Annotated in this window: 21 protein-coding genes and 1 pseudogene; 9 read left to right on the plus strand and 13 right to left on the minus strand. The window is 38.8% G+C overall.

Annotation, left to right across the window (positions count from 1 at the left end; all coding sequences use genetic code 11):
- Positions 1–79: 79 nt before the first annotated feature.
- From CY0110_RS06725 to CY0110_RS06735, 3 genes are all read left to right on the plus strand, one after another.
- A complete protein-coding gene (locus CY0110_RS06725; protein ID WP_008274611.1) occupies positions 80–739 on the plus strand; it encodes a TIGR00266 family protein in 660 nt (219 codons plus the stop codon).
- A 242-nt stretch (positions 740–981) separates the two neighbouring features.
- The gene (hppD, locus tag CY0110_RS06730; RefSeq protein ID WP_008274612.1) at positions 982–2,121 is read left to right on the plus strand and encodes a 4-hydroxyphenylpyruvate dioxygenase; all 1,140 of its coding nucleotides are present in this window, start codon (positions 982–984) and stop codon (positions 2,119–2,121) included.
- Positions 2,122–2,221: 100 nt separating this feature from the next.
- A complete protein-coding gene (locus tag CY0110_RS06735) occupies positions 2,222–3,346 on the plus strand; it encodes an iron-containing alcohol dehydrogenase family protein (protein WP_008274613.1) in 1,125 nt (374 codons plus the stop codon).
- A gap of 196 nt (positions 3,347–3,542) precedes the next feature.
- On the opposite strand, the gene petD is transcribed toward CY0110_RS06735, so the two are convergent.
- From petD to CY0110_RS06755, 4 genes are all read right to left on the minus strand, one after another.
- Positions 3,543–4,025 (minus strand): cytochrome b6-f complex subunit IV, encoded by a 483-nt coding sequence (gene petD / locus CY0110_RS06740; RefSeq protein WP_008274614.1) that lies wholly within the window; start codon positions 4,023–4,025, stop codon positions 3,543–3,545.
- 134 nt (positions 4,026–4,159) lie between these two features.
- A complete protein-coding gene (gene petB / locus CY0110_RS06745; RefSeq protein ID WP_008274615.1) occupies positions 4,160–4,828 on the minus strand; it encodes a cytochrome b6 in 669 nt (222 codons plus the stop codon).
- A gap of 264 nt (positions 4,829–5,092) precedes the next feature.
- A complete protein-coding gene (locus CY0110_RS06750; protein ID WP_008274616.1) occupies positions 5,093–5,995 on the minus strand; it encodes an alpha/beta fold hydrolase in 903 nt (300 codons plus the stop codon).
- Positions 5,996–6,052: 57 nt separating this feature from the next.
- Positions 6,053–6,271 carry a hypothetical protein gene (locus tag CY0110_RS06755; protein ID WP_035798711.1) on the minus strand — a complete coding sequence of 73 codons (219 nt, stop codon included), beginning with the start codon at positions 6,269–6,271 and terminating at the stop codon, positions 6,053–6,055.
- Positions 6,272–6,680: 409 nt separating this feature from the next.
- On the opposite strand from CY0110_RS06755, the gene CY0110_RS06760 reads away from it, so the two are divergent.
- A complete protein-coding gene (locus CY0110_RS06760; RefSeq protein WP_008274618.1) occupies positions 6,681–6,938 on the plus strand; it encodes a hypothetical protein in 258 nt (85 codons plus the stop codon).
- A 168-nt stretch (positions 6,939–7,106) separates the two neighbouring features.
- Here the strand turns inward: CY0110_RS06760 and CY0110_RS06765 are convergent, their stop codons facing one another.
- Both CY0110_RS06765 and CY0110_RS06770 read right to left on the minus strand, forming a co-directional pair.
- Complete coding sequence (locus tag CY0110_RS06765) at positions 7,107–8,489, minus strand: hypothetical protein (RefSeq protein WP_008274619.1); 1,383 nt, start codon at positions 8,487–8,489, stop codon at positions 7,107–7,109.
- A gap of 41 nt (positions 8,490–8,530) precedes the next feature.
- On the minus strand, positions 8,531–9,202 hold the full coding sequence (locus CY0110_RS06770) for an ABC transporter ATP-binding protein (protein ID WP_008274620.1): 672 nt from the start codon (positions 9,200–9,202) through the stop codon (positions 8,531–8,533).
- A 136-nt stretch (positions 9,203–9,338) separates the two neighbouring features.
- Here CY0110_RS06770 and CY0110_RS06775 point away from each other — a divergent pair, with 136 nt between their 5' ends.
- Positions 9,339–9,617, plus strand: a complete 279-nt coding sequence (locus tag CY0110_RS06775; protein WP_008274621.1) for a hypothetical protein — start codon at positions 9,339–9,341, stop codon at positions 9,615–9,617.
- 82 nt (positions 9,618–9,699) lie between these two features.
- On the opposite strand, the gene CY0110_RS06780 is transcribed toward CY0110_RS06775, so the two are convergent.
- Positions 9,700–10,338, minus strand: a complete 639-nt coding sequence (locus CY0110_RS06780) for a hypothetical protein (protein WP_008274622.1) — start codon at positions 10,336–10,338, stop codon at positions 9,700–9,702.
- A gap of 303 nt (positions 10,339–10,641) precedes the next feature.
- On the opposite strand from CY0110_RS06780, the gene CY0110_RS06785 reads away from it, so the two are divergent.
- The 3 genes from CY0110_RS06785 (at position 10,642) to bioD (ending at position 14,584) form a co-directional block, all read left to right on the plus strand.
- On the plus strand, positions 10,642–12,243 hold the full coding sequence (locus CY0110_RS06785) for an NAD(P)H-quinone oxidoreductase subunit 4 (protein ID WP_008274623.1): 1,602 nt from the start codon (positions 10,642–10,644) through the stop codon (positions 12,241–12,243).
- A 204-nt stretch (positions 12,244–12,447) separates the two neighbouring features.
- Positions 12,448–13,917, plus strand: a complete 1,470-nt coding sequence (locus tag CY0110_RS06790; protein WP_008274624.1) for a CIA30 family protein — start codon at positions 12,448–12,450, stop codon at positions 13,915–13,917.
- A 1-nt stretch (position 13,918) separates the two neighbouring features.
- Positions 13,919–14,584 (plus strand): dethiobiotin synthase, encoded by a 666-nt coding sequence (gene bioD, locus CY0110_RS06795; RefSeq protein ID WP_008274625.1) that lies wholly within the window; start codon positions 13,919–13,921, stop codon positions 14,582–14,584.
- Between the two features lie 511 nt (positions 14,585–15,095).
- Here bioD and CY0110_RS06800 read toward each other — a convergent pair.
- The 6 genes from CY0110_RS06800 to psbA all read right to left on the minus strand — a co-directional run bounded on the left by CY0110_RS06800 (position 15,096) and on the right by psbA (position 24,941).
- Positions 15,096–16,856 carry an iron uptake porin gene (locus CY0110_RS06800; protein ID WP_008274626.1) on the minus strand — a complete coding sequence of 587 codons (1,761 nt, stop codon included), beginning with the start codon at positions 16,854–16,856 and terminating at the stop codon, positions 15,096–15,098.
- 341 nt (positions 16,857–17,197) lie between these two features.
- Positions 17,198–18,973, minus strand: coding sequence for an iron uptake porin (locus CY0110_RS06805; RefSeq protein WP_008274627.1), 1,776 nt, complete (start codon positions 18,971–18,973; stop codon positions 17,198–17,200).
- Positions 18,974–19,283: 310 nt separating this feature from the next.
- Entirely contained in the window at positions 19,284–21,035 is a 1,752-nt protein-coding gene (locus CY0110_RS06810; protein ID WP_008274628.1) for an iron uptake porin, read from the minus strand.
- A gap of 171 nt (positions 21,036–21,206) precedes the next feature.
- On the minus strand, positions 21,207–21,875 hold the full coding sequence (phoU, locus tag CY0110_RS06815) for a phosphate signaling complex protein PhoU (RefSeq protein ID WP_008274629.1): 669 nt from the start codon (positions 21,873–21,875) through the stop codon (positions 21,207–21,209).
- Between the two features lie 162 nt (positions 21,876–22,037).
- Positions 22,038–23,330, minus strand: a complete 1,293-nt coding sequence (locus CY0110_RS06820) for a sensor histidine kinase (protein WP_008274630.1) — start codon at positions 23,328–23,330, stop codon at positions 22,038–22,040.
- A gap of 540 nt (positions 23,331–23,870) precedes the next feature.
- A complete protein-coding gene (psbA, locus tag CY0110_RS06825; RefSeq protein ID WP_008274631.1) occupies positions 23,871–24,941 on the minus strand; it encodes a photosystem II q(b) protein in 1,071 nt (356 codons plus the stop codon).
- A 453-nt stretch (positions 24,942–25,394) separates the two neighbouring features.
- On the opposite strand from psbA, the pseudogene CY0110_RS06830 reads away from it, so the two are divergent.
- A pseudogene (locus CY0110_RS06830) lies at positions 25,395–25,864 on the plus strand (ATP-dependent Clp protease proteolytic subunit); the annotation flags it as partial.

The following is a 25,864-nucleotide window of genomic DNA, read 5'->3' on the forward strand; positions in this document are numbered from 1 at the left end:
GACTGAAGAGAGGTTCTTGTAAAGAATTGATTTTCTTGTCCCTTTTTTAGTGATTTTTTGATTTATTTAATCATAACCTGTGTTATTTAAAGTTCGTTGTCGTCCTGCTTTTGCTGCCTTATTTGTTACTCTTAACCCAGGAGAAAAAATAACCGTCAAAACGGGTTCTCTCGTCAGTATGGATGGAGAAATAACCGTCAAAACTGGATTTTGTGGAGCTTGGCAATCCGCTTTACTGAGGAAATGTTTTGGGGGAACTGATATTTTTGTTGATTCTTTAATTAATGAAACGGCTGAACCTATCACAGTGGTCTTAAGTCAGACAACCACGGGAGACATTGAACGCATTGATTTATCCCAAGGCTCGATTTGTTTACGACCAGGCGTGTTTTTAGCCTATACTAAAGGAGTTAAAATTGAAAATCGCTGGGCTGGATTTGGGAGTTGGTGGGTTGGAGACGGATTATTTCAAACTCAATTGAAAGGCAAAGGACGGGTATTTATTGCAGCTTATGGCGGAATTATTAAAAAAACAGTTTATCAAGACTTGGTGATGACTCAGGAACATTTATTGGCTTATCATCCTAAAACACCATTAAAATATCGCAAAGAAGAAGCAGCAGTTAAGATTACTGTGTCAGGAATGAAAACTAAAAATAAACGTACTAAAGGAACCTTAATTTATTGTCAATCTCGTACTTTTCAGGGATTAATTAATTATCTTCGTTCTCTTGTTTAGGCTGTTAAAATATTTTATTGAAGATTTATATGTCTAAAGGCCGATAACCTTTTTACCAGTTAATAAGAACATAAGATAGATACTTGTTTAAAACAATTAATTGTATGAGCCTAGATAAGAGTTAACGTTTATAATTGACCTTTTTGATCGCTGAGTTGATAAACTCAGATAAAATCTATTATCATTATCATCAGAATTAACTTATAAAATAGATATAGCTATCAACTTTCTAGATAACTAAAATGTTGACTACAGGAGACAATAAAAAACTTATGCAAATCTGTATCGACCATGTTCATTGGTATGTAAAAGATGCAAGTTACTGGCAACAGTGGTTTATTAATGTCATGGGGTTTTACGCTGTTGCGGGAGGAAAGAATGAACATACTCATACTGAAATTGTCAAAACTGGAAGCAAGAAAAATCCTATTATTTTTGTCATTTCTTCTCCTTTATCTGCTCAAAGTCCTGTAGCTAAATTTCTAAAAGTTCATCCTCCTGGTGTTGCCGATATTGCTTTTAGAGTTAGGGATTTACAGATTTTTGTTAAAAATATAAAGAATATTAGCACTGTAATAAAAGAGCCGATCAAAGAAAAAAAACATACTCGTGGTTATCTAAAATGGAGTCGAATCATTAGTAAAACAGGATTAATTCATAGTTTATTTGAACGCCGAGGAGAAACCTCCATCTTACCTGAAGATTGGATTAAGGAAAAATCTGATAATCAAGAAAATAATAATCACTTTTTAGCCTTAGATCATCTAGTTTTGAATGTTCCTCAAGGGGAATTGAACTCAGTAATAAATTGGTATAACAAAATATTAGGATTTCAAAAAAAACAGTTCTTTAAAATAGAAACACCAAAATCAGGATTATATTCTCAAGTTATGTTTCATCCTATTGGTAATATACAATTACCGATTAATGAACCTATTTCTAAAAGTTCTCAAATTCAAGAATTCTTAGATATTAATAATGGCTCAGGCATTCAACATATTGCTTTGAGAACAAATAAAATTGCTGAAGTTACTGAAAAATTACGTAAAAATGGCTTAAATTTTTTAAAAGTTCCTACCACTTATTATGAAAAATTAATAGAAAATAATTACAATCTAAAATTCTCTGATAAAGAATGGCAAAAAATTGTCAAACAAAATATTTTATTAGATAAAGAAACAACTAAAAAAGATCAACAAAGTAATCAAAATAATCCTCTACTATTGCAAATATTTACTGAGCCAATTTTTGAGCAACCCACCTTCTTTTTTGAAATTATTGAAAGACGAGAGCAAGCGCAAGGGTTTGGAGAAGGTAATTTTAAAGCATTATTTGAAGCCATTGAAAGAGAGCAAATAAAACGAGGAAAATTGGTGAATTAATTGTTAATAACTCTTGAAAAAACCTAAAATTATCACAGTTGGAAGAATTTGTTATACTAAAATAAAAGAATAATATTGATGCTCTCTTTTTAGCCCTAAAATGCCAGCAAAAACGACAAAAAATACCTCGGTTATTACCTCGATTAATTCCTTATCAATCTCTCCAACTCAAGTGGTTCAAGGAGAGGGTAGTTTATCAGAATCAGGACAAGTGATCGCTCGTTTGGGTAAGCGTCCCCTCGTGGTAGGGGGAAATCGTACTCTTGGACTGATTTCATCCTATTTAAACCCTATTTTTAAACAATTTGAGCTAACAGGAGTGTTTGAGAGTTATACTCCCGACTGTTCGGAAACCTCCTTAGAAAATCTCAACCAAGCAAGCAAAGATCATCAAGCTGACTTAATTATCGGGGTTGGTGGAGGAAAAGCCCTAGATACAGCCAAATTACTCGCCTATCAGCAAGAATTACCGATCGTTACCATTCCCACCTCTGGAGCAACCTGTGCAGCCTGGACAGCCCTTTCTAATATCTATTCTAACCAAGGTGCGTTTCAATATGATGTGCCATTATCCCGTTGTCCTGATTTATTAATCTTAGATTATAAGCTTATTAAGACAGCCCCGAAACGTACTTTAGTAGCAGGTATTGGGGATGCGATCGCAAAATGGTACGAAGCGTCTGTCAGTAGTGGTAAATCTACCGCAACCCTCACCATTGCTGCAGTTCAACAAGCTAGAGTCTTACGGGACATTCTCTTACAAAAATCTGTGAAAGCTTTGGATAACATAGGCGGAGAAGACTGGCGAGAAGTAGTCAACGCCACTGTCTTATTAGCTGGTGTTATTGGCGGTTTAGGAGGGGCAAATTGTCGTACTGTGGCTGCCCATGCTGTTCATAATGGCTTAACTCACATTGCAGCTGCCCATGATGCCTTACACGGGGAAAAAGTAGCTTATGGTATCTTAGTGCAATTACGGCTAGAAGAGATGATACAAGGTAACCAGTTAGCAGCTAGTTCTCGGCAACAACTCTTAAAATTTTATGAAGAAATTGGCTTACCTAAAAGTTTAGAAGATTTAGGTTTATCTAAAGTTAGTTTAGAAGAATTACGTCACGCTGCAGTGGTCACTTGCCATCCCAAATCCGATATTCATCGTTTACCCTTTAAAGTATCACCCGAACCATTATTATCAGCAATGATATCTACTCTTGTAGAGAAATAAATCACTTAATTAAATTATTGGATAAAAAGCCATGAAATAGGAAGAAGTTTTTCACAAGTCAAAAGATCAATCTGTATTAGTTCCTGATTTTCCCAAAGAAATTAAGCGATAAACTCATACAAAATACCTGCGATCGCTCTTTCCTCAACGGAATAAGAATCAATCACAGGTAAAAGATTGCCTTTTCAGGTTGTTTTTAGAATAAGCCTAAAGTTAGAGACTCATCAATGGGGAAAGTCGCACCCGCGCCTAACCAGATGGTAACAACAGTTCCGAAGAGGAACACAGCAGTCGCAATGGGACGACGGAAGGGGTTTTGAAACTTGTTGACACTTTCAATGAAAGGAACCAACAGTAAACCCAAAGGAATAGCACCTTGACAAGCAATTCCTAGTAATTTGTTGGGAAGAACCCGTAAAATTTGGAAAACAGGATATAAATACCATTCAGGTAAAATTTCAAGGGGAGTTGCAAACGGATCAGCCGGTTCCCCAATTAAAGCGGGATCGAGTACCGCTAAACCGACTAATAAGCCAATGGTTCCCAGGATAACCACAGGGAACACATAAAGTAAATCGTTAGGCCAAGCGGGTTCACCGTAATAGTTGTGACCCATACCTTGGGCTAACTTAGCACGCAACTTAGGATCGCTTAGGTCTGGCTTTTTTTCAATGGCCATTTTATAGATTTCTCCTTATCGAAATAGAGGATCAGCAGGATTTTTATCCGAATACGGATGATCAGTGATTAATTATGCAATATTTCCTCATAATTAACTGTTCACTGATCACCGTTTGTTACTTCAGATACGCTTTACAAAGGACCAGAAATCCCTTGCTTACGAATCATTAAGAAGTGGGCTAACATGAATACGGCAATTAACCAGGGGAACACAAAGGTATGGAGACTGTAGAAACGGGTCAAAGTTGCTTGTCCAACGCTTTGGCCACCTCTGAGAAGTTCGACCATTTGATCTCCAACCACTGGAATCGCAGCAGGAACACCGGATACAATTTTAACCGCCCAGTAACCAACTTGGTCCCAAGGTAGAGAGTATCCTGTTACGCCGAAAGAAACGGTAATAACCGCTAAGATAACCCCTGTCATCCAGGTTAACTCACGAGGCTTTTTGAAGCCACCAGTTAAATAAACACGGAAGACATGGAGGATCATCATTAATACCATCATACTGGCTGACCAACGATGGATAGAACGGATCAACCAACCGAAGTTAACTTCGTTCATGATGTACTGAACAGAAGTGAAAGCTTCAGTTACTGTAGGTTTGTAGTAGAAGGTCATGGCAAATCCAGTAGCAAACTGAACCAGAAAGCATACTAGGGTAATACCACCAAGACAGTAGAAGATATTAACGTGAGGGGGAACGTATTTACTGGTGATATCGTCAGAAATGGCTTGAACTTCTAGACGATCATTAAACCACTTATAAACTGGGGAATCTGTGACTTGTTTAGAGAACATTGAAGCTATAATCCGCTATCGAATGAACGATGGATAATTGAATGGTATGGATAGTTTACTATGCCGTTGCTTATTTCAAGCATCTCAACTGAGGTTGAGATTACAGTAAGCAGAGTACCTCATTAGAAAATTTAACACAATCATTGCCTGAGTTCCAAGGGGATTTTGTACCCATCGCTGATCTTTTCTCAATAGACTCTCAGAGACAGATAGGGATAATGCTACAAAAATTGTGTTGAAAACCAACAAACTGAATTTTTTTAATTAATTATTCCTTAATACAAATTCTTCTAAAATGGGATTCACTAATTCTGGAGCTTCATCTTGAGGACAATGGCCGATGCCTTCAAGAGGAATAAATTGATTGACTGTAGGATAATTAGCCCATTCTTGCCCTATTTCAATTTTCTCCCAAGGGTCTTTAGTCCCCCATAAAAGGATGGTGGGACAGGTTAAACGGGGTAATAGGTCTTCAGGTAAAGGGCCTTGAGAATAAGCTGTAAACGCCAAAAATACATCCACTGCGCCCTTATCTTGAGCCGGCTTAAGTAATAGTTCAATTAATTCTTCTGTCACCGCTTCTGGTCGATGATAGGCTTGTAAAAGAATATTTTTTACGGTTCGAGGTTTAGCAATTTGGGCAAAAAAGAAAGAACCAATCGCTTTATTGGTTAAAATGCGTTGCATGGCATTGGCACCGACACGACGATACCAGGGTAAATTCCCTTGTTTGCGTTCGTGAAGTAACCTTAAAGAACAATTGAGAGCAGCCACTCCTAGAACCCATTCAGGGTAATCTACCGCCGTTTGCATCACCACAATACAACCGATAGAGTTACCCACCAAAACCGCCGGACTTCCTACTACTTCTCGACAAAAATCTGCTAACTGTTGGCCCCACGTTTCAAATGTATAGTCAATTTCTTGTTTTGGTATAGGTTTGGCTGAACCACCGAATCCAATTAAGTCTAGAGCATAACACCGACAAGTTTTGCCTAATACGGGAAGATTTTTCCGCCAATGTCTCCAAGATGCGCCAAACCCATGAACTAAGACCACAGCAGGTCCTGTGTCCCCACAATGACTATAAGTGATAGGATAGCCTTGCCAATGCCAAGTTTTTTCATCCTCTGGGATGATAGGATTTTGGGTAGATGACTGTACCATTAAGTTTGTATGTTAAAAAATGCTTTTATTTACTAAACTTAACATACAAGACTGACCTTAATGGCTGACGCTACACTCTGCGATCTCCCGAATTAGCAAAATCCTTGAACTAAGATAAGCGTTAATCGCACCACAGTCTTCTGAAGATAGCTTTTGTTTAGCACTAAGTTTCTTTAATATCTGATTGATCAAATCTGAGTCATTTAACCCTACTAAGGTCTTTCCAGGACTTTCATCAATAATTGACCAAAGTTGTCGCATGATCTTTGTATTCACTATTGTTTCCTCATCTAGTCGTTACATTTATCAAGGGAAGAATTTTTATCCTTGTTTCCATCAGACTTGTTGAAAATCCTAAGCAATTTATCCCTGGTTTGCCATCCCCCAAATGACAAATTTATCATATCTATAAAAAACTTTTGTTTTCCTTACATCAATCTCAGTAATCTCAAAACCTTTCTGAGAAATAGGCTAAGAAGCTAGATACAAAAGTTTAAAGAACGCAAAAAGTTAAGCTTTAGTTAAGAGATATAAATTTAATATTTTTCTAAGATTTTAGAATACAAGATATTGGGAATAATGACAAGCCATCTTATTTTGATTTTGTTATAATTTGAAGCAACAAGAAACTAACCGAAACGTTACAAAATATTAACAAAATTTTACAGATAATGAGGCATAAACTATGGATATGCACGAATACCATTTAGGATTTTTGAACGAAGCTGTACAGCTATCTGTTGAAAAACAAATTGACGTAGAAACTGCATTAGAAATGTTGCTACAACAGAATCAATCACCAGAATCAAACTTAACAGAAAACTATATCTCGACAAAAAAAGATAGAGATATAGATAATGATTTCAGTGGTTCTCAATTAGAAAAGCATTTAGCAAAGTTGAATGCTGTTTTTTCTGTTATTCTTCTCTCTAATTGGTTTTAGACTCAATAGCTAATTTTTTTCGGCTCCCTAGCTGATGAGTAAATAGTTACTTCTCTTGTTAAGGAAAAGAAGCAAAAAACTGTGCAAAAAGAATATTTTTATTGTCTTTCTTCTTAAAAAAAGAGGTTGTTAAACTGATTTAATAATTATTGGTTTTTGACTATTGGACTAGCGTCTTTTTTGCAAGAACCTAGTTAACTGATTGACTAATTTTTCTAGCCAGTGAATAGCTGAATCCAGCCATTCTAAAATCCTAACTAAAGGATGTTTAACATAGCCACTACTTTTTGCTTCTGTGTCTACCCAATTTGATGATTGTTTTTCTATTTCATAGTTAGACTGAAGAAAATCAGAATTATTTGATTGTTGAAAGTTATCTCTTTTTTGTAAATTAGCGGAAGATTCAATCAAAAATTTGCGATTGCTTTTTTTTCTTTTTTTGAAAGACTTTTTTGCTTGATAACGGGAAGAATCACCTTGAGATAAAAAAGCAGAAGAAGACGGAACAGAAGCAGGAACATTGACAGAAGACAGTTCCTTATATGAATCATTCCAAGATAATAAAGGATTATCTATATTGTCAAATGATGATTGCAAATTATTCTGCTTTGAAATTGAAGTTAACTGTTGGTGAGGAATTACCCGATTTAAAAAGTAGTCAATAGCAGCATAAATAAGAAATTCTATACGGAAGGGATCTTCATTATCAATATTTAAAGACTCATTACTTTTTTGTTTAATATATTCTCTCCATTGGTGTAATTTTTGATGGACAGAATAAGATGATTGTGAAAATTTTATACTATTTTCTTGTTGAGAAACTTGTACTTTTTTTGATAAATTAGTAATGGTATTTTGTTGAATAACAGGAACTAAAGAAGATTCTCCAAAGAAATCTAGAGTCATCGCTAATGTTCCTGTTTGCATCCAACCCATCACTTGCCAAAACCAACGAATCGGTGGTAAGACATGATATTCTTCTGGGGAAAATGTGTGAATTAATCCTAGATTGTCCTTTTGATTTTGTTTAAAATCATACCAATAATTGGCCGTTTCTAAGCGAATATATTTCTTTAAATGATTTTGTTGTGTCTCAGAGAGAATATCAACAATTGTATTGTTTTCAGCCACTAAAACAAGGTCATGACTCTTAATCTCACTAGCCACTCCTTGAATCATAATAGGAGAGGTTTGTGTTTTATTTTTCGTCTTTTTTTTGTTTCCCTGTTTGCTTTTACTTTGAGTTAAACACTGTTCTGTTTCTTGGAAAACTCGGCTTAAAGGTCGATCAACTTTAAGAGTAGAAGAAACCGTATTATTTTTATTTGTTGGTAATACTTTTTGAGTAAAACCACGTTTTAACTGTTGGCGGGTTACTCGTCCTGCTTGTACCATTGAATAAACAGGGTAAATTAGGATTTGTAAACTCCATTCTACCCCCACTCTAAGATATTGCACGCTACGAATTAAGCGATCGCGCCATCGTAAAGATTGACGGTTGACAAAGTTAAATAGTTTGCTTTTGTACGGTTGATGATTAGATGAGTCCATTATTCAGTTATCAGTTAAATTTATTGGCCACTGTTTACCGATCACTGTTTTAGTTTGCCTTGATTTAATTTTAAAACTTGTGTTGTAAATTTTTCTACGAGTTCTAATTGATGGTTTACCATAAGAACGGTCATTTTAGTGTTTGTTGTTATAGTATTTAACACTTCGATGAGTTGCAAAGCTTTGTCACGATCTAAAGCAGAAGTCGGTTCATCTAATAATAATAATGTAGGTTGCATCATTAAACCCCTGACAATAGTGATAAGTTGTCTTTGTCCTAAAGATAGTTGTAACTCATTGCGTTCTAACCAATCATCAGGAATAGATAATTGCGATCGCCAGTATTCCAGTCGTTGATTAATTTCAGTTTTGGATAACTTCTGTAATTTTAGGGGATAAGCTAGGGTTTCGTGAACTGTCATCCCTAATAATTTCGGTTCTTGGGGAACTAAAACAATTTTTTGACGTAAAGGGATAACCTGAAATTGTTGTAAGGGTTGAGATTCAAATAAAATTGATCCCGTAGTTGGATCTAGTAAACGATTAATCAAACGTAATAGAGTCGTTTTACCCGATCCTGACGGGCCAACAATAGCCAAGCGATCGCCCTTATTAACGGTAAAAGAAATATTTTCTAATAACTGATGTCTGCCTAAAGGATCACTTAAGCCTAGGTTAGATAATTGTAATAATGGTTTCATTGATCCTTGCATTGGACTTTGATCATGTTTAATTAATTTAACCTATATTTTCTAGCAATTTTCTGACATAGATTGTTATCTAAAATAAAAGTAGTCCCCTGGCGGTCACCAAGGGACATCATCAAACATACTACTAGGAGTATAACTCATGAATGAACCATCTACCGTTACTTATACCACAGCAGACATTCTCAAGCGCATTGAGGACAAGTTAGATAAGCTTGATGACAAAATAGATAAGCAATCAGAAAAAATAGGGGGTATTGAGGTTAAGATGGCTACCTTAACGGAGAAAGTCGAGGGGATAGATAACCGGTTGAAGGTGGTTGAAGGAACCCAAAAGAGTCAAGTTTGGGCATTGATTGTCCTTTTGGGTGGTGCGATTGTCACCGCCGGGGCTAGATTATTTTTTACTAATAATCCTTAACTATTTTCGCCGATGGCTACCACTTTACATAATCCCTACCATTCGATTACCTTCTTTGTTGTTGAAACCCTCACCTATTGATTCACTCATTCGACGTTTGACCATGTTCTCGTCCTGGAACATTTTCTAAAGACGCTAAAATGGCTTGAGATCCTGCAATAATGTCTCTTTCTTCTCCTCCTAAATATAACCGTCCGAAACTACCAATAGCCGAAACCTGCAAAATATTGATAAAAGCAGCTTTTTCGGCTTCGTTGGCAGCTAAAGCTGCATAGGCCGCCGGTTGTACTTCCAGGACGTATAGTGTTTGTCCTGCGAGTAACATTTGTCCTCGTCGGTTGCGATTGACTAATTGTGCTTGATAAGCGTCGATATTGCGAATGATTTGGCTAGAAACGACCCTTGGTTTGAGACAGTCTCGCCGTTTAACTCCTAAAGCAGCTAAAATAGCTTGTCCTGCTGCTTTGGTTTCTCCTTGGTTAGTTGAATGAATTTCTAAGAGGCCATAAAGTCGTTCGACAAATTGAACTCCAGGACGAACAACAGCCGATTTTAAAGCCACATCAGTAATACGATTAATTTCTATTCCTGGAGAAATTTCTATCCATAAAGAAGCATCCCCTGGCAACGGCAAAAAGCCTAATGCAACGGTTCCAATGTAGGCCGCGTGTTGAGATTGTAACCGATCTAGATAAACGTAACTTCTTAATTCAACGCCCAAGATTTAACTCTCCGATGCTTATTCAATAAGCTTTCATAAATTTGTCTCCTAAAACAAATTACCATGTTTGACTTTTGAACTATCAACAATAATCTATATTACCCGTAATGGCGAACATTTGTTTGCCCAGGTTTAAGCAAACAAGTATTACAGTACACATTGTTTTTTTTAAATGAAAAATAAAAATTACATAGATTAAAATCAATAATAATCCTAGAAAATTTTTAAGTAACATCTCTTTTCAAATCGTTACAAAAGTTTATATAATAGTGGCAAGCAAATCTGAGTATTTATTACCAGCTTATGGTTATTACCGAAATTCCCTGGCTCACAGCAATCATTCTTGTCCCTTTAGTGGCCGCTTTTGCCATTCCTTTAATCCCCGACAAAGAAGGAAAAACCGTCCGTTGGTATGCTTTAGGGGTGGGTTTATTCAACTTCGCGTTAACGATATACGCCGTTTTCGACCAATACAACTTTAATAACAGCCGTTTTCAACTACAAGAAACCTATCCTTGGGTTCCTCAGCTAGGTTTAAATTGGTCAGTAGGTATCGATGGGTTATCGATGCCTTTAATTGTATTATCAGGACTGATCACAACTTTAGCGTTACTAGCATCTTGGAGAGTCGAGAAAAAGCCTCGTTTATTTTATTTTCTCATGCTGGTGCTGTATAGCGCGCAAATGGGCGTATTTGCTGCACAAGACTTACTATTGTTCTTCTTTATGTGGGAACTAGAGTTAGTCCCCGTCTATATATTAATTTCTATTTGGGGTGGCAACAAGCGTCTTTATGCAGCCACAAAATTTATTTTATATACAGCCCTTGCTTCTATCTTTATATTAGTAGCAGCCCTCGGTATGGCGTTCTACGGTGACGCTGTTACCTTTGATATGGCGCAGTTAGGAATGAAAGACTATCCTCTGGCACTAGAAGTATTGGCTTATGCAGGATTTTTAATCGCTTTCGGTGTGAAACTTCCGATTTTCCCCTTGCATACTTGGTTACCCGATGCTCATAGTCAAGCTTCGTCTCCAGTGTCTATGATTTTAGCTGGTGTTTTGTTGAAAATGGGTGGTTATGGGTTAATTCGCTTCAACATTGAAATGTTACCGGATGCCCATATTAAATTTGCTCCCTTACTGCTTATTTTAGGAGTGGTTAACGTAGTTTACGGGGCGTTTACCGCTTTTGGTCAAACCAACCTTAAGCGTCGTCTCGCTTCTTCTTCTATATCTCATATGGGGTTTGTTCTTATTGGAATTTCATCTTTTACCGAGTTAGGAATGAATGGGGCTGTTTTACAGATGGTATCTCATGGTTTAATTGCAGCAGCCTTATTCTTCCTTTGTGGTAGCACTTACGAACGCACTCATACCTTAATGATGGACGAAATGGGTGGTTTAGCTAAGAAAATGCCCAAAACTTTCGCTTTATTTACCGCAGCCTCTATGGCTTCTTTAGCATTACCTGGAATGAGTGGCTTTGTGGCAGAATTAACCGTATTCTTAGGTGTAGCTAATAGTGATGTCTATAGTTCCACTTTTAAAACAGTGGTTATCTTTTTAACTGCGGTGGGCTTAATTTTAACTCCCATCTATCTCCTATCAATGTTACGGGTTGTTTTCTACGGAGAAAAGAATGAAGGGTTAAAGTTAGATGGCTTTAGCTTAGATGCTAAACCTCGTGAAGTTTTGATCACTGCTTGTTTGTTATTACCTATCATTGGTATTGGTTTATATCCTAAGTTAGCCACTACAACTTACGATGTGAAAACTGTAGAAGTTGCTTCTAAAGCTCGTTCTGCGTTACCTACCATTGCTCAACGACAAGAAATGTCTCGTCAAAATAATATCGAGGAAGAGTTAGCTTCAACGGCGTTTGTTGCACCAGAAATTGATTAAACTTTTAAAGATTTAGAGTTTGATTGAACATAGAAAAAGGCTGCTTTTCGCAGCCTTTTTTGTTATTGATTTAGTTATTTTTTTGTTTATTTCTTAATTTCCTCAAGCTATTGAGAGAAGTTTGTGCTTCAATAGAAAGCTGCGCTTAAATAAGTAGTGAGAATTGTTATCTTAATAAAAGAGCAATAAATCGGAGATAATATCATGAGTGAAAAAAAACGAAAACCTTGGGACTTCCGACGTTTTATTACAACATTAAACGACTTTGAGTTAATTCCTTTTATTAGTGATCTGCAAAAACGATTCAAAAAAAATAATCGCATCTCACCAAAACAAAAAAATAGCACTATGGGTATGATATTAGTTACAGGAGCAACAGGGGGTGTCGGTAAGCGTGTGGTTGCTCGTTTATTGTCACAAAATTATCACGTTCGCGCATTAGTCAGGGACAAAGAAGCTGCGAAAAGTCTCTTTGATGAAAGAGTAGAACTGGTTCAAGGAGATGTTACCCGTCCCGAAACTTTGACCCCCCGACTGTTAGACAATGTTTCAGCAGTTATCTCCTGTGTAGGAACCCGTGTTCAACCAGTCGAGGGGGATACCCCTAACCGTGATAAATATTATCAGGGAACTAAGTTTTATATGCCTCAAGTAGTAGACAGTCCCCAAGAAGTTGAATATTTAGGGATGAAAAATTTAACCGAAAAGGTGAAAAAATATATAAGATCCGATACAAAATTATTATTCGATTTTACCCATCCTACAGAACAAATAAAAGACACCTGGGGTGCAGTGGATGACGTAGTAATGGGAGGAGTGAGTGAAAGCAGTATTCGCTTAGAACAAAATAAAGCAGTGTTTTCTGGTAATGTTTCAACTGCTAATAATGGGGGGTTTGCCTCCGTGAGAACTAAAAATTTAACCCCACCCTTAGACTTATCCCATTATGAAGGCATAGAATTAAGAGTGCAAGGAGACGGCAAACGGTATAAGTTTATCATTCGTTGCGAAGGTAAATGGGATGGTGTGGGTTATAGTTACTCCTTTGATACATTTAATAATACGCCGACAACAGTTCGCATTCCCTTTTCTGAGTTAATTCCCGTTTTTCGGGCCAAAACCGTGCCAGAAATGGGTAACTTTGATCCCAGTTGCGTCTATTCTATGCAGTTAATGCAAACAAAATTTGAGTATGATGGAGCGTTAAACCCTAAGTTTTCGCCTGGTTTGTTTCGTCTAGAAGTGACTTCTATTAAAGCTTACGGAGGAAGTGCAAATACACCACAATTTATTTTAATTAGTTCTGCTGGTGTTACGCGTCCGGGTCGATCTGATCTTAACTTAGAAGAACAACCTCCTGCCGTAAAAATGAACGACAAACTGGGTGGTATTCTCACCTGGAAATTAAAAGGGGAAGAGGTACTGCGTGAAAGTGGCTTGAACTATACGATTATTCGACCTTGTGCGTTGACAGAAAAACCTGGTAATAAAGCTTTAATATTTGAGCAAGGGGATAATTTAAAAGGCCAAGTCAGTCGAGAAGCGATCGCCGATCTTTGCTTACAAGTATTACGGTGGCCAGAAGCGTGTCAAAAAACCTTTGAAGTATGCGAAGATGAAAAACCAGACAAAGGACAGACCAAACAAGCGATCGCAGCTTTAGAAACAGATTAACATGACAACTCTCTTAATCGTTGGAACCGATACAGAAGTAGGTAAAACGGTGATTACCTCCGCTTTAGCTGCTTATTGGCAAACCTATCACCCCTCTGAGTCCTTAGGGGTGATCAAATTAGTGCAAACCGGTACAGGGGACTTAGAATATTATCAACGGTTATTGCCTGATGTGGAAGTGGTCAACCCCTTACTATATGATACTCCTGTGGCTCCTCCTGTAGCTGCTGAGAGGGAAAACCGCTTAATTCCTTTAGATCAGGTCTGGCAAGGGTTAAATGACCTACAACAGCGCAAAAACTTCGTTTTAGCTGAAGGACTTGGGGGTTTAGGCTCTCCTGTTACCTGGGAGTTAACGGTAGCTGATCTCGCAGGAGAGTGGCGTTTACCAACAGTTTTGGTGGTTCCTGTGAAGTTAGGAGCGATCGCTCAAACCGTTGCTAATGTTGCTTTAGCCCGTCAGTGTAAAGTTAATTTAAAAGGGATTATTTTCAGTTGTCCTCGTCCCCTTTCTGACGAAGAAATTGTTAATTTTGTCCCCATAACTTTAATCAAGTCTCTAACACAAACTCCTGTTTTGGGCATGATTCCCTACTTAGAAAATATCAAAGATATTAGTAAACTAGCTCATGTTGCGTCTAATTTAGATTTAGAAATGTTGTTTTAAATCCGTTGTAGGGTGGGCAATGCCCACCTTACAGTAATGTTCTAACTTAGTTCTCTGTGTACCCAACAAATTAGAGTGGACGCGCTAGTATATTGGGTTGAAGAATGAAACCCAACATGATTCTCTTGGACCGCGTTTTCTCTGTTGCAAAGGGAATTCTGTCCGACATTAGGTTAAAATCAAGAACCTGAGTTCGACGAAGGGGGACAAGGTGCTTTGAATTTCCCAAAATAAAGTCAAGTCATGAGGATTTGTAGCGAACACGAATAAAGTTCTTACGGTGAGCCTTTTCCAACTCTTGTCACCCTGTCAACATCAGCAGTTATTAAATATGTTGATTTTTTAGTCAACTCAAAGTCTGAAATCTTGATTTGCTCAGTTTTTCCCGATTCTTGTCACCCCGTCAACCCTGCAGCAAAACTTCCAAACCCCTCTTTCAAAAGGGGTTTGGGAAGATGTCTCTAAACTAGCTAGTTTGATCGAAGGTGCAAGATATCAGTCTCCTGTTCCCTTAGAACTTAAAGGTTGTTCGTAAAGCCCCTACCCAGATACTATTGTTATCTTCATCCCCTTCAGGATTAATAACCACATAGAAACCAGGAGTTAACAAGATATTGTCATTGAGAGGGTACTGATATTGAGCTTCAATGATGTAAGGAGTATCCTTATCAATTGACTGTAAATCTCCAGGAAGCGTCTCAACCCGTTCAGCAGTAACATATTGTCCACCACCGACAGAAAGCACAGCACCTTCTTTAAACAAATCAACCATAGACAAAATAGCTGTCCAAGTCCATAAATCAGCCCCTAAACCACGACGATCATCTCCATTCGCAGGATTTGCATATCCTTGAGCGCGAGCTAAAGCGTAGGCACCAGTAGCATATAGATGGAATGTATCATTAATGCGCCAGTCCCCTGTGATACCGTAACTATCCCGAAGGGTAGCTGCATCGAAGAAAGGATCACTTGCTACACGACTACCGTTACTAGAAGTGGTATTAACATTACCCTCTGAAAAATAGGAAAGAAGATAGGTAAAGCTAAAGGAAAGACTATCTGTAGGATAAACCCCTAACTGACCCCCAGCACTATAGGAGCCATTAAATAAACCTTCTCCTAAGTCTGGACTATTACCATCTTCCGATAAATATAGACCCCTGACTACAAACAAATCGTCAAATAGTTTGTATTCAGCACCAGCACCAATCCCTTCAGGTCCACGGAATATTAGAGGATTACGACGTACAAAGCGAGATAACGCACCCGTACCAGAACTAGCTAAAAAGGGGTTTCCTACATCGAAAATATTGTCAATGTCTAATGCACTGGTTCCCACAAACCCACGGAAGTTGCCAATGGGGAAGCGGTAGTAAACATCATCGAATTCAACATCAGCATCTGTAGAAGCATCATGTCCTAAACGGGCCATGGTGGTTCCGGTTGCCCGATCCCATCTGGGAATGGTTCCTGCTTGAAAACGAACCCTTAAACGGTCTTTTCCATAGAATGCAGTGTCAAAATTGAGTCGAGTCCGAAAGGCTAAAGTGGCATTATCATCAGGTCGTCGGGTAGCATTGGGCATAGCTCGTCCAAAGTTATCAATCGCATCGCTTTGACGAGAATCAATCGCCCTTTCCCCTGCTGCAGTAGAGAAGGTAAAGAGGACTTCACCGTTCAATTTGGTGGTAGTAGAAAATTGGTGTTCTTCTAAGAACGCGACCCGTTCTTCTAAGTTACTCACCCTTGCACCCAAAGCAATCAATTCTTGCTCAAATTCCTGTGCCAACCGCTTCAATCTTTCAATGTCTTCCCGTAAAACGGCTACATTCTCTTGGATCAACCGTTCCATGGTGTTTAAACAGGCATTCAAACCGGCTGCAAATTCCCAACGAGAAGTAGCGCGGTTGCCTCTAAAGGTGCGGTCAGGATAACCCACAATACATCCATAACGCTCAACAAGGCTTCTTAAAGCTTCATAAGCCCAATCCGTTGGAGAAACGTCCCGTAATTCAGAAATACTGGTGACTTGAGACATTCCGTTGCCTGTAGTTCCATCGCGAAACTGTTTACTGGTATCTCGGTTTAAGGGAGTCTTCAGAGTAGGACGATTTTGTAGGATGCCTAAGGCTTCGTCAGGGGACATAACATCCCCTTGGGTTGTATTCATTTGGTTTTCATCGGGAGCAGCGATCGCACTTTGGGCTGCGATGACTGATAGGGCTGCTACCCCTGAAGTCATTTTCAAACATTGGGAAAATAATTTCCACATTTTCACTTTCCTCACACCTAAGAAATAATCTCGATTGTTTTGAGTCACAATCTCAAGCAAAATAGAGAATTTTATTGGGCAGCTATAGATTATAGCCTTTTTAGCTTGATTCCTATTGACATAAGATAGCAAGATAGTTATGATTATGCAATTCTCGTCAACGTCAGAATCTCTAAACAATAAACAGAGTTCATTTTAGAAGCTTATTTTTAATAAATGGTTAAAAATTGAATAAAAAAAGGTAAAAAAAGAAAACCCTCCCATTTATGGGAAGGTTTGACAATTTCAGTCGTTTAAACTGTTAGTTTATTATCAGTTATTAGGGACTGCTTAGTGTTCCCTTAGAACTTAAAGGTTGTTCGTAAAGCCCCTACCCAGATACTATTGTTATCTTCATCCCCTTCAGGATTAATAACCACATAGAAACCAGGGGTTAACAAAATATTGTCGTTGAGAGGATACATATACTGAGCTTGAATGATATAAGGCGTATCCTTATCAGGAACTCTTAAGTCTCCTGTACGGGCATCAATGCGTTCTGCTGTAACATACTGACCACCACCAACGTTAATAACAGCCCCTTCTTTAAACACATCAACGACAGATAGGTTAGCACTCCAAGTCCATAAGTCAGCCCCGTAGCCACTGCGATCGTTTCCATTTCTATCTTGTCCTTGGGCGCGGGCTAAACCATATCCTCCCCAAGCCGTTAGGTGGAACTTATCATTAATTCGCCAATCTCCTTGAATCCCATAATTATCGGTTAAAGTGGGTGCATTGAGGAAGGGATCACTGGCGACACGGCTACCATTACTTTGTGAGGTATTAACGTTACTATCTCTTTGAGGATCACCGGTTCCTGCATAGAAGGTACTCACATAGGTAAAGGTAAAGTCGAAATTATCAACGGCATAAATCCCTAACTGACCCCCAGCACTATAGCTACCGTTAAACATACCTTGTCCGAGATCAGGACTATTTCCATTGGGAGCTAAATACAGACCTCTGACCACTACTTTACTGTCGAATAAGCTATAGTCAAAGCCTCCTCCAATCCCTTCATTTCCACGGAATACCAGAGGATTGTAACGCATGAAGCGAGACAAAGATCCTGTTCCAGATTCTTGCAGAAAGGGGTTTCCTACATCAAAGATGTTGTCAATATCCATAGCACTGGTTCCGATGAAACCTCGGAAGTTGCCAATGGGGAAGCGATAGTAAACATCATCGAATCGAACATCTGCATCGCTGGGCCCATCGTGACCTAAGCGGGCCATAGTGGTTCCGGTTGCCCGATCCCATCTAGGAATATTTCCTGACTGAAAACGAACCCTTAAACGGTCTTTTCCGTAGAATGCCGTGTCGAAATTAAGACGAGTCCGAAAGGCTAAAGTAGCATTATCATCAGGTCGTCGGGTGGCTGCTCGTCCGTCTGCTCCAAAGTTAAAAATGGCATCTCTTTGACGAGAATCAATCGCCCTTTCCCCTGCTGCAGTAGAGAAGGTAAAGAGGACTTCACCGTTTAATTTAGTGGTGGTAGAAAACTGGTGTTCTTCTAAGAACGCTACCCGTTCTTCTAAGTTACTCACCCTTGCACCCAAAGCAATCAATTCTTGCTCAAATTCTTGGGCCAACCGCTTCAATCTTTCAATGTCTTCCCGTAAAACGGCTACATTCTCTTGGATCAACCGTTCCATGGTGTTTAAACAGGCATTCAAACCGGCTGCAAATTCCCAACGAGAAGTAGCGCGGTTGCCTCTAAAGGTGCGGTCAGGATAACCCACAATACATCCATAACGCTCTACCAGGCTTCTTAAGGCTTCGTAAGCCCAATCTGTAGGTGAAACGTCTCTTAACTCAGAAATACTGGTTACTTGAGACATTCCATTGCCTGTAGTCCCATCCCGAAACTGTTTACTGGTATCTCGGTTTAAGGGAGTTTTGAGCGTCGGACGATTTTGTAAGATGCCTAAGGCTTCTTCGGGGGACATAACATCCCCTTGGGTTGTATTCATTTGGCTTTCATCGGGAGCAGCGATCGCACTTTGGGCTGCGATGACTGATAGGGCTGCTACCCCTGAAGTCATTTTCAAACATTGGGAAAATAATTTCCACATTTTCACTTTCCTCACACCTAAGAAAGAAATAAGTTTGATTGTGTTGAGTAATCATCTATGTCAGAAAACGTGGCTTTGTCGATGGGCTGCAAATTATAGCTTTCTTGACTCGGTTAGTATCGACATAAGATAGTAAGAGGGGTATTGCATTGCTAACCTTGAGACGAGTAAGGATCTTGCAATAGCAAATAATACATATTATAAAATACTTTTTTCAATAAAGGGTTAAAAATTCGATAAGGAAGAAATCAAAAAGAAAAACCCTCCCATTATTAGGAAAGGCCAACACTTGAAGTATTTTAATTAAAATTTAGAACTTGAAGGTTGTCCGCAGCGCACCTACCCAGATACTATTGTTAAATTCATCCCCTTCAGGATTAATCACAACATAGAAACCAGGGGTTAACAAAATATTATCGTTGAGAGGATATTGATATTGAGCTTCAATGATGTAGGGAGTGTCCTTATCAGGAACTCTGAGATCCCCAGGGTAAGCGTCAATACGTTCAGCCGTAACAAATTGACCACCGGCAACGGAAAAGACAGCTCCTTCTTTGAAAATATCAATAACAGATAGGGCAGCACTCCAAGTCCATAAATCAGCCCCATAGCCACTGCGATCAACACCATCTTCATCTTGCCCTTGGGCGCGAGCTAACGCATAACCCCCCCAAGCTGTCAAGTGGAACATTTCATTAATTCGCCAGTCCCCTTGAATACCGTAACTATCCCGAAGGGTAGGTGCTTCTAAGAAAGGATCACTTGCTACACGGCTACCGTTACTAGAGGAGGTATTCACATCTCCTTCAGGGAAGTAAGAGAGAAGATAAGTAAAGGTGAAATCTAAGCTATCGGTGGGATATAGTCCTAACTGACCCCCAGCACTATAGGAACCGTTAAATAAACCTTCTCCTAAATCAGGACTATTACCATCGGCTGAGAGATATAAACCGCGAATCGCCACAAGGTCATTAAACATATTATAGGAGAAACCACCCCCAATACCTTCAGGACCACGGAATACTAAAGGGTTACGACGAATAAACCGAGACAAAGCCCCAGTTCCAGAACTAGCTAAGAAAGGAGTCCCTACATCAAATATATCGTCAATGTCCAGGGAGCTAGTTCCTACCCAAGTGGTTAACTCGCCTACAGAGAAGCGGTAGTACAAGTCTCCGATCGCAACATCGGCATCATTAAAAATATCGTGTCCCAATCTGGCCATTACGGTTCCTGTTGCCGGACTGTAGTTGACGATATTTCCTGTTTCAATCCTTGTTCTTAAACGGTCGTTTCCAGTAAAACTGGTATCAAAATTAAGACGAGTTCGGAAACCAAGGGTTGCATTATCATCAATACGTCTTCTTGCTGCTGGATCGAGCATCCCTTGCTCAAATAAGTCTCGTTGACGTGAATCAATGGCTCTTTCACCAGAGGCCGAGGAAACCGTAAACAGGACTTCACCGCTTAATTTGGTGGTGGTCGAAAACTGGTGGTCTTCTAAGAACGCGACCCGTTCTTCTAAGTTATCTACCCTTGCACCCAAAGCAATCAATTCTTGCTCAAATTCCTGTGCCAACCGCTTCAATCTTTCGATGTCTTCCCGTAAAACGGCTACATTTTCTTGGATCAACCGTTCCATGGTGTTTAAACAGGCATTCAAACCGGCTGCAAATTCCCAACGAGAAGTAGCACGGTTGCCTCGGAAAGTCCGATCAGGATAACCCACAATACATCCATAACGCTCGACAAGGCTTCTTAAAGCTTCATAAGCCCAATCCGTTGGAGAAACGTCCCGTAATTCAGAAATACTGGTGACCTGAGACATTCCATTGCCTGTGGTAGCGTCAGTAAACTGTTTACTGGTATCTCTGTTTAAGGGAGTCTTCAGAGTAGGACGATTTTGTAAAATGCCTAAAGCTTCGTCAGGGGACATAACATCCCCTTGGGTTGTATTCATTTGGCTTTCATCGGGAGCAGCGATCGCACTTTGGGCTGCGATGACCGATAGGGCTGCTACCCCTGAAGTCATTTTCAAACATTGGGAAAATAATTTCCACATTTTCACTTTCCTCACACCTAACTAATAAGCTTGATTGTTTTTGAATCACAATTCAAGCTTTAATCACAATTTTAGTTTATTCGTTAAGAGAACATGACCATATCATTATCTCCCAATTAAAATTCTACATTAAAATTCCAGTAATTAGTACCAAAATTAGTACCAACTTCCTTAACCACGATGACCGGTCACAATATAAGAAACACGCTGAGCAATGTTAGTAGCATGATCAGCCATTCTTTCTAAGTGACGAATAATCAGAGCAAGCAGTAAAAACGGCTCGATTACCCCGAGGACATCTCGCTGATAAGCTAAGTGATGATAAAGATGATCATAAGCATCATCTACTGTATCATCTAACTTTTTCACTCTTTTTCCTGCCCCTGCATCTAAGTCTGCTAAAGCCACTAAACTAGTCGCTAACATCATTTGAGCATGGTTCGACATCACAGCAATTTCTGTCATGCAATTGTGGGTTTCGTAGGGAAACAATTTAACTGCTATTTCTCCTAAATCTTTGGCATAGTCTCCAATTCGTTCTAAATCTCTGACCAACTGCATAAATGCACTTAATAGACGTAAATCTTGAGCTACAGGAGATTGTAAGGTCATTAATGTAGCGCAGTCTAACTCGATTTTTCGATAGTAGCGATCAATTTGTTTATCTAAAATAGCAATTTTGTGGGCTGCATCAATATCTCGTTCAAAAAGGGCATGATGACTCAGTCGAAAAGATTCTTCAACCAAAGTTCCCATACGCAAAACTTCTTGTTCAAGTCGTTTAAGACAACGTTGAAAATGAGTGTTTTCGGGATAATTATCTGGGGACGAGATATTCACAACACTATTCTTAACCTATACCTAATCATCGTTTGTTTAAAAATTAGTTTAATTCTATTTTTAGCATAGCTCTGTTTCTACTATAACGACAATAAATTGCAACATAAATTTAGTTCTAAATTTTATAATCTAAAATAAAAAAGTTAAGAAATCACCAAAGGTTTAATTGCTTTTGGTTAATGAAATTTGTATCCAAGCCCCTCCAGTATCAGGATGATTTTTTGCAGTAATTGTTCCCCCGTGAGCCTGTATAATTTCTTGAGCGATCGCTAGTCCTAAACCGCTCCCTGAACGTAAAGAATCGCTGTCAACTCCTTGTCGGGTTCGGGAGGGATCTCCCCGATATAACCGATCAAAAATATGGGGTAAATCCTTTTCTGAAAAACCGAGTCCTTGGTCTAAAATAGTAATTTCTATCCTTTGCTTTTCGTAATTATCAGTTAAAGTTACGATGATTTCAGTTTGAGTCGGACTATGTTTAATACTATTATCAAAAAGATTAATAAAGACCTGCATTAAACGAGAGCGATCACCCGAACATTCTACTTCTTCTAATCCTTGAGTGTTTAAATTAATTTGTTTTTGTTGTGCGAGGGGATCTAACACTTGCCACGCAGCTAACAAAATTTCTTTTAATTCAACTGGTTCTAAGAATAAATTTTGATGTGGATTATCTTGTAATTGACTTAATTCTAACCAATCTTCAACTAAACTAATCAGACGATGGGTTTCCTGTCGCATTTGGGTCGCTCGACGACGTTCGGGATCATGTAAACGACCTTCTAACCACTCAGAAACCAAAGCAATTGAAGTTAGGGGAGTGCGTAACTCATGGGTCAGATCAGATAAAGCACGATCGCTCGAACGGGATAAGTCCACTAAGGGTTGTTGGTTTTCAATAAAAACAACTATTTGTCCTTGGGGTAGGGGATAACCAAAGCCTTTTAAAGCCACAGAACTACTATTTAGGTATTTTGCTTCATAATTCTGGTTTTTGGGGCTTTTTGCTACATAATTAGGGGGATAAAATGTCCATTCACTGACTTGAGGGGTTTGGATTTGTCTCGTTTGTTCAATGAGTTGATCGAGTTCGTAAGAACGAACCAATTCCAGCAGTAAACGAATTTGTCCCGATTGCCAGCGATCAATCTGCAATAAGGTCTGAGCTTGTCGATTACACCATAATAATTGATTTTCTTCATCGACCCGTAAATAAGCAATAGGAGCAATATCTAAAATATGCTGTTTGAGATTTAATTCTTGTTGCTGTTGGTCATATTGTTGTTGAATATAAACAATTTCTCTTTTAATGAGCGTTAATGCGGGTAAAGCACCCAATAAATCTTCTGTATCAGGAGATGCGGTTAAAACGTCTTTTAATTGAGCTTTTAGGCGATAACGGTTCCAAAGAAGGAGGATGATACCTAATAAGAAGCCGAGAATAAATGAGTACAAAATTACATAAGGGATTTAAAATACATTGCACCTATTGTACTGACAGATGAAATTTTAGTACAAGAAAATAATAAATTAATCAAACAAAAACTCTACAGATAATTGATAATACTTATAATTTACAAGACTTATCTACACGAACATTATTATTAAACATGATTATTAAAACAATGCCTGCTTTGAGAAACAAAAACAGTATTAATCCTGTTGGTTTATATAGAGAGTACACAAATATATGGATAGAAAGGAATGATTGGTGTTCTCAAATGACTTCTGAAGGAAAAAAATCTTTATGTGGGAAATAGCTAGTAAAATGTTTAAATTAGGTAGTAACTTTTCTTTACATTATTTAAAATTTGATAAGGCGAGTTTGCGATTGTATTTCTTGCTCAAAATATTCGCTAAGGGAGTATTTTATGCTTAAACTTGTCATTGTGATTGTCAGTATCTATAGTCTCATCAATTAGCTCAACAAACCCAACAAAAAAGCACCCCCAAATTTGGGAGTGCTTTTTGTATTATTTAGTTAATTTCAAGGAATTAACCATTGATGACAGGAGCAGATACAGGCTCAGCAGAAGCTAAGTCTAAGGGGAAGTTGTGAGCGTTACGCTCGTGCATTACTTCCATTCCGATTCCTGCACGGTTTAATACATCAGCCCAGGTTCCGATTACACGACCTTGAGAATCAAGAATGGACTGGTTGAAGTTAAATCCGTTTAAGTTGAAGGCCATGGTAGATACACCCATTGCGGTGAACCAAATACCAATTACAGGCCATGCTCCTAAGAAGAAGTGCAAGGCACGACTGTTGTTGAAAGAAGCATATTGGAAGATTAAACGACCAAAGTAACCGTGAGCAGCTACGATGTTGTAGGTTTCTTCTTCTTGTCCGAACTTATAACCGTAGTTTTGAGACTCGATTTCAGTGGTTTCACGAACTAAAGAAGAGGTTACTAAAGAACCGTGCATAGCGGAGAATAAAGATCCACCGAATACACCAGCAACACCCAACATATGGAAGGGGTGCATTAAGATGTTGTGCTCAGCTTGGAACACGAACATAAAGTTGAAGGTTCCGGAGATTCCTAAAGGCATTCCATCAGAGAAAGATCCTTGTCCGATGGGGTAGATTAAGAATACTGCAGTCGCTGCGGATACAGGTGCAGAATATGCAACACAGATCCAAGGACGCATTCCTAAACGGTAGGAAAGTTCCCACTGACGACCCATGTAGCAGAAGATTCCGATTAAGAAGTGGAAAATTACTAACTGGTAAGGACCGCCGTTGTAAAGCCACTCATCAAGTGAAGCAGCTTCCCAGATGGGATAAAAATGTAGACCGATAGCGTTAGAAGAAGGTACTACCGCTCCAGAAACGATGTTGTTTCCGTAGAGTAAAGAACCAGCTACAGGCTCACGGATTCCATCGATGTCCACGGGAGGAGCAGCGATGAAAGCAATGATGAAACAGGTGGTAGCAGTTAAGAGGGTGGGGATCATTAAGGTACCGAACCAACCGACATAGATGCGGTTGTTGGTGCTGGTCACCCACTGACAAAACTGTTCCCACAAAGAAACGCTCTCGCGTTGTTGTAGTGTAGTAGTCATGGTATAATTCCTATTTGATTTTCTAGGTACAGATAAATCAGGCTTTCTTGCCTTTCGGCGTCTGCCTTTTGTATGTATATATCTATAATAACGAATCTGTAACGGTTTGTAAAGGGTTGTAACGAAAGGAATACTTATATTAGGTATAAATACAGTTTATAGATTGGGCAACTTGATAGTGTAAAAATACAAGCGACTAAGGATTTGTTCTAAAAAAGTATCATCACTTTTTTGGGTCGTAAGTTGGGCTTTAATGCTAAGTTGTTGTGCATTTAAACAGGATATTTAATTTTTTAGTACAAAGGCTTAAACATCTTCTCCCTTTATTGTTTTGTAATCAAGCCATACGTTATTCAATACTAACTCAGGTAGAATACTCAAAAATCAGAATTATGGTGTTAAGGGAACAAAGTCGCTAAAATCAAAGATAACGATAAAACAGATAGAGACTCCATGATTCCAACCGTTATTGAAACTTCTGGCCGTGGTGAACGAGCCTTTGATATTTATTCTCGTCTCTTACGGGAACGTATTGTCTTTCTGGGACAAGAAGTAAGAGATGAAAATTCTAATTTAATCGTTGCTCAGTTGTTGTTCCTCGAAGCAGAAGATCCTGATAAAGACATTTACCTTTACATCAACTCTCCTGGGGGTTCCGTGTCGGCTGGCTTAGGTATTTTTGATACGATGAATCAAATTCGTCCTGATGTCTGTACTATTTGTATTGGTTTAGCAGCTAGTATGGGAGCATTTCTCCTCAGTGCTGGGGCAAAAGGTAAACGCATGAGTCTTCCTAACTCTCGTATTATGATCCATCAACCTTTGGGTGGAGCGCAAGGTCAAGCGACAGATATCGAAATTCAAGCTAAGAAATTCTGTATCTCAAGGGACTCTTAAATAACCATTTAGCTATCATACAGGCA

Source organism: Crocosphaera chwakensis CCY0110 (genome assembly GCF_000169335.1).
GTDB lineage: Bacteria > Cyanobacteriota > Cyanobacteriia > Cyanobacteriales > Microcystaceae > Crocosphaera > Crocosphaera chwakensis.